Genomic DNA, 4,325 nt, shown 5'->3' with positions numbered 1-4,325 from the left:
ATTTTGGTGGTTGCCGTAAGCAGTAAAATTGTGGGTGTTGTTCGCGGCTTTAGTTGGGCTGCCTTTTAATTAATATTGGCGAGCGTTTCTGGTTCATCTTTTCTAGTTAAACCATAGTGCTAACTTCATCGTAGCCGCTATTTTGTGGGTAAACGCGCAGTAATTTCCGTGGTTATAGTTTTGAATTTGTCTACCTTGAGTGGGGTGTTTGTCGCGCTTAATCCGCGCATTTTTTAACTGCCTTTCATCATGGCAGGCAAGCTGCTTCACCCAAGTCGAACGGCCGGGTAACAAAGGCATTAAGGTGACGCTTGACACTCGGCGGTTTTGGTTTGAAGTGTATTTGGTTTTGTAAGTAATGCGTTGGCGCACCTTATGCCAGCGTTACCCGACTTGGTTGAGTTCTTTTTGTGTACTTAACTCCGCAGTCGCTGTGCGTTGGTCAATTCCAGACAAATTCGTATGCAGTTAGAATCGCTCCTCGTTTGTAGCGGCTTCTTGTTTTTAAACGTCTCAACGACTTGCGTGAATGTTCGCTGATAACCGCGCCAACTTATCTATTTGGCTTTAACCATGGTTCGGCCGTGGCGGTTGATGCTCCGCGTACTTACTCGTTCTTAAATTTCTCAGCCATTGCCTCGCCATTTTCGAGGATAGCCGCTTTCAATATTGTGGTCGGTGCGCTGGCAGGGAAGTGGTTACACTCTGGTGGTTGCCGAAAGAAATAGAATTACAGGTGATGTTCGCGGCTTTAGTTTGGGCTGCCTTTTAATCAATATTGGCGAGCGTTTCTGGTTCATCTTTTCTAGGTAAACCATAGTGCTAACTCTATCGTAGCCGCTATTTTGTGGGTAAACGCGCAGTAATTTTCGTGGTTATAGTTTTGAATTTGTCTGCCTTGAGTTATGTGTTTGTCGCGCTTAATCCGCGCATTTTTTAACTGCCTTTCATCATGGCAGGCAAGCTGCTTCACCCAAGTCGAACGGCCGGGTAACAAAGGCATTAAGGTGACGCCTGACACTCGGCGGTTTTGGTTTGAAGTGTATTTGGTTTTGTAAGTTCAGCGTTGGCGCACCTTATGCCAGCGTTACCCGACTTGGTTGAGTTCTTTTTATGTACTTAACTCCGTAGTCGCTGCGAGTTGATCAATTCCAGAAGTATTCGTATGCAGTAAGAATAGTTCGTCGTTTGTAGCGGCTTCTTGTTTTTAAACGTCTCAACTGTTTGCGTGAATGTTCACTGGTCACCGCGCCAACTTCTGTATTGGGTTTTAACCATGGTTCGGCCGTGGCGGTTGATGCTCCGTGTACTTACCAGTTCTTTAATTTCTCAGCTATTGCCTCACCATTTCCGAGGATAGCCGCTTTCAATATTGTGGTCGGTTCGCTGGCAGGGAAGTGGTTACATTTTGGTGGTTGTCGTAAGCAATAGCATTGTGCGCGATGTTCGCGGCTTTAGTTGGGCTGCCTTTTAATCAATATTGGCGAGCGTTTCAGGTTCATCTTTTCTAGGTAAACCATAGTGCCAACTTCATCGTAGCCGCTATTTTATGGGTAAACGCGCAGTAATTTTCGTGGTTATAGTTTTGAATTTGTCTGCTTTAATTTTGGTGTTTGTCGCGCTTAATAAGCGTCGTTTTTAATTGCATTTCATCATGGCAGGCAAGCTGCTTAACCCAAGTCAAACGGCCGGGTAACAAGGCCATTAATACGACCACCAACGCTCGGCATTCTAGGTTTGAATTGGCTGTGGTGTTTTCGGTGGTCTATCAACATTATCGTAATGCGTTGCTGGCGTATTATGGCAAGCGTTAAATTTACTTCATTTTAGTAAGGAAAAAATATGACTGAAAATGAGTTGGTTGGATTTATAAAAAAGTCTCAGAGAGAGCACTCTGATTCTGGTATTTTATTACCAGATAAACCCACTGCAAAAATAGCTTTAAACTTATTGTTGAACAGTAGTAGTAGCGATATAAAAATGCTGTTGTTATTTGATGAGAATGGAAAGAATAGCAGTTTGTTTGAATTGATTGAAAATGACATCTTCATAAAGAATACAATTGATTTTTTAAACGATTCTAATGCGGATTTTCTGATTGTCAGTAATAAAGTTAAAACAATAAGAAAGTCTATATTCTTTAAAGTAGTGTCTGACCAAGTTGATATTAAAAATAGGCTTAAAGTTCGAGCTATAAATGAGTACATAAATAATGACATGAAGTCCAAGGGATTGACAAATGAGTTCGTTATCAGTAGTACGAATGCAGTTTTGTTTGGTGACTTTAGCTTCAAAAGTGATTTTGAACCATATTTGAATTTCAATGATAAGTCATTTAATCAGACACTCTGTCGTTTCTTCGATATAGCGTCAAGCTTCGATTATGAAACATCATCAAAGGCTAAAGTATGAATGACGCAGTAGAATTAATACAGTTGTCTGGTTTTTCATCATTATTTGAAGTGGCAGTTGGAATAAACCTTGTTTTTTCCGCGTGGGATTCACTACGTGATAATGCATTAAATAAATTTAATAGTCGTACTGAGAATCATCAAATGACACTGCAAGCAAAACTTGGAGATAAGTACGATAATTCGAGGTGTTCAGTTAAATTTGACACTAAAGTATTAGGATATAAGAATAAGCTCGAAACATTATCAAAATTTGCAAAGTGGGGTGGGATGTTTATATCTGCCTTGCTATTACTACTATTAGCGTATTTGGGTTTTTATCCGAATTTTTCATTGACTTCTTATCAATGCCTAATGGTTTCATCTATTTCTGTTTTACCATCAGTATTATTTTTACTTATTGGGCAGTTATATGTCGGCTATGCTAATTCCAGTTTAGAGTCGTTTATGGAGCAGCAAACGGACGCTGTTGCTGATTGGGAAAATGTTTACAGTGATGTTGGGCAGTAAATTTAACAATGCAATCAAGGTGATGCCTTACACTCGGCGGTTTTAGTTTTGAGTGTGGTGTGCTTTGCTGGTTCAGTGGGGCACACCTTATTGCAGACGTTACCCGACTTGGTTGAGTTCTTTTTGCTTACCTAACTCCGCAGTCGCTGCGAGTTGATCAATTCCAGAAGTATCGTATGCAGTAAGAGTCGTTCCTCGGTCATAGCGGCTTCTTGTTTTTTAACGTCTCAATGACTTGCGTGAATGTTCGCTGATAACCGCGCCAACTTCTTTACTTGGTTTAACCATGGTTCGGCCGTGGCGGCTGATGCTCTGCGTACTCCCAGTTCTTAAACTTCTCATCTATTGCCGCGCCATCATCGAGGAATGCCGCTTTCAATAATGTTGTCGGTGCGCTGGCAGGGAAGTGGTTACATTTTGGTGGTTGTCGTAAACAGTAGAATTGCGGGCGATGTTCGCGGCTTTAGTTTTGGCTGCTTTTTTATCAGTATTCGAGCTCGTTTTTGGTTCATCTTTTCTAGGTAAATCATAGTGCTAACATCATCGTTGCCGCTATTCTGTGGGTAAACGCGCAGCAATTTTCGCGGTTATAGTTTTGAATTTGTCTGCCTTGAGTTGCGTGTTTGTCGCGCTTAATCAGCACAGTTTTTAGTTTCACTTCATCATGGCAGGCAAGCTGCTTTAGCCAAGTCGAACGGTCGGGTAACAAAGGCATTAAGGTGACGCCTGACACTCGGCGGTTTTGGTTTGAAGTGTAATTGGTTTAGTAAGTTCAGCGTTGGCGCACCTTATGCCAGCGTTATGTGTCAACGCGAAAAATCCACAAATTAGGATGAGTAATATCTAAGGAGAGATATTGTGGGGTGGTCAGTTTTAATACTATTTGTGTTGTTAATATTCATCGGTCACAGAGAGTTATCTGCGATGAAATACAAGCATAAATTACTGGAACGCAAGATAGATTTCTTGCTTGAACGTTCTGGTTTGTCATTAGATAAACACTTTGGTGTGCCAGTACAGGTGTTAGATGCTGTCAAATCAGGTAATAAGCTAAAAGCGCTCCGGATTTATCGAGAAGAAACAGGCGCTTCTTTAGTTGAGGCTCGAAAAGTCATCGAAGAACTCTGGGCAGACACATAACAAACTGTTTAAGAGTGATTCGCAACGCGTGGCATTTTTACTATGCGTCGCGTTTAGTGTTTAAGGCGGTATGCGGTAGCTTCGGTATTGCGTTGCTCACACCTTAACAGGGCGTTACCCGACTTGGTTGAGTTCTTTTTGCTTACTTAACTCCGCTGTTGCTGTGAGTTGGTTAATTCCAGATAAATTCGTATGCAGTAAGAATCGCTCGTCGTTTGTAGCGGCTTCTTATTTTTAAACGTCTCAATGACTTGCGTGAATATT

General features: G+C 41.6%; 8 protein-coding genes. 5 read left to right on the top strand and 3 right to left on the bottom strand.

What is annotated here, in order from left to right; translation table 11 throughout:
* Positions 1-102: 102 nt before the first annotated feature.
* On the bottom strand, positions 103-300 hold the full coding sequence (locus L4C35_RS22795) for a hypothetical protein (RefSeq protein WP_428465008.1): 198 nt from the start codon (positions 298-300) through the stop codon (positions 103-105).
* Positions 301-521: 221 nt separating this feature from the next.
* On the opposite strand from L4C35_RS22795, the gene L4C35_RS22790 reads away from it, so the two are divergent.
* Positions 522-728: a hypothetical protein gene (locus L4C35_RS22790; protein ID WP_428465007.1), complete on the top strand. Its 207-nt coding sequence runs from the start codon at positions 522-524 to the stop codon at positions 726-728.
* Between the two features lie 77 nt (positions 729-805).
* On the opposite strand, the gene L4C35_RS22785 is transcribed toward L4C35_RS22790, so the two are convergent.
* Positions 806-1,003, bottom strand: coding sequence for a hypothetical protein (locus tag L4C35_RS22785; RefSeq protein ID WP_428465006.1), 198 nt, complete (start codon positions 1,001-1,003; stop codon positions 806-808).
* A 221-nt stretch (positions 1,004-1,224) separates the two neighbouring features.
* Between L4C35_RS22785 and L4C35_RS22780 the strand changes: the two genes are divergently transcribed.
* From L4C35_RS22780 to L4C35_RS22770, 3 genes are all read left to right on the top strand, one after another.
* Positions 1,225-1,431 carry a hypothetical protein gene (locus L4C35_RS22780; RefSeq protein WP_428465005.1) on the top strand — a complete coding sequence of 69 codons (207 nt, stop codon included), beginning with the start codon at positions 1,225-1,227 and terminating at the stop codon, positions 1,429-1,431.
* A 411-nt stretch (positions 1,432-1,842) separates the two neighbouring features.
* Positions 1,843-2,412, top strand: coding sequence for a hypothetical protein (locus L4C35_RS22775; protein WP_428465004.1), 570 nt, complete (start codon positions 1,843-1,845; stop codon positions 2,410-2,412).
* Complete coding sequence (locus L4C35_RS22770) at positions 2,409-2,921, top strand: hypothetical protein (RefSeq protein ID WP_428465003.1); 513 nt, start codon at positions 2,409-2,411, stop codon at positions 2,919-2,921. The genes L4C35_RS22775 and L4C35_RS22770 overlap by 4 nt, the downstream gene beginning before the upstream one ends.
* 526 nt (positions 2,922-3,447) lie before the next feature.
* Here L4C35_RS22770 and L4C35_RS22765 read toward each other — a convergent pair.
* Entirely contained in the window at positions 3,448-3,636 is a 189-nt protein-coding gene (locus tag L4C35_RS22765; RefSeq protein ID WP_428465002.1) for a hypothetical protein, read from the bottom strand.
* Between the two features lie 209 nt (positions 3,637-3,845).
* Between L4C35_RS22765 and L4C35_RS22760 the strand changes: the two genes are divergently transcribed.
* Entirely contained in the window at positions 3,846-4,061 is a 216-nt protein-coding gene (locus L4C35_RS22760; protein WP_428465001.1) for a hypothetical protein, read from the top strand.
* Positions 4,062-4,325: the final 264 nt, after the last annotated feature.

Origin of the sequence: Photobacterium kagoshimensis, assembly GCF_050337045.1 — a bacterium.
In the GTDB taxonomy this organism is placed as follows: Bacteria; Pseudomonadota; Gammaproteobacteria; order Enterobacterales; family Vibrionaceae; genus Photobacterium; species Photobacterium kagoshimensis.
This window is presented reverse-complemented; position numbering and strand designations above follow the sequence as displayed.

Coding starts and splice junctions, on each gene's coding strand:
- L4C35_RS22795 (WP_428465008.1), bottom strand. CDS start 300: ATGCCTTTGTTACCCGGCCGTTCGACTTGGGTGAAGCAGCTTGCCTGC.
- L4C35_RS22785 (WP_428465006.1), bottom strand. CDS start 1,003: ATGCCTTTGTTACCCGGCCGTTCGACTTGGGTGAAGCAGCTTGCCTGC.
- L4C35_RS22775 (WP_428465004.1), top strand. CDS start 1,843: ATGACTGAAAATGAGTTGGTTGGATTTATAAAAAAGTCTCAGAGAGAG.
- L4C35_RS22770 (WP_428465003.1), top strand. CDS start 2,409: ATGAATGACGCAGTAGAATTAATACAGTTGTCTGGTTTTTCATCATTA.
- L4C35_RS22765 (WP_428465002.1), bottom strand. CDS start 3,636: ATGCCTTTGTTACCCGACCGTTCGACTTGGCTAAAGCAGCTTGCCTGC.
- L4C35_RS22760 (WP_428465001.1), top strand. CDS start 3,846: ATGAAATACAAGCATAAATTACTGGAACGCAAGATAGATTTCTTGCTT.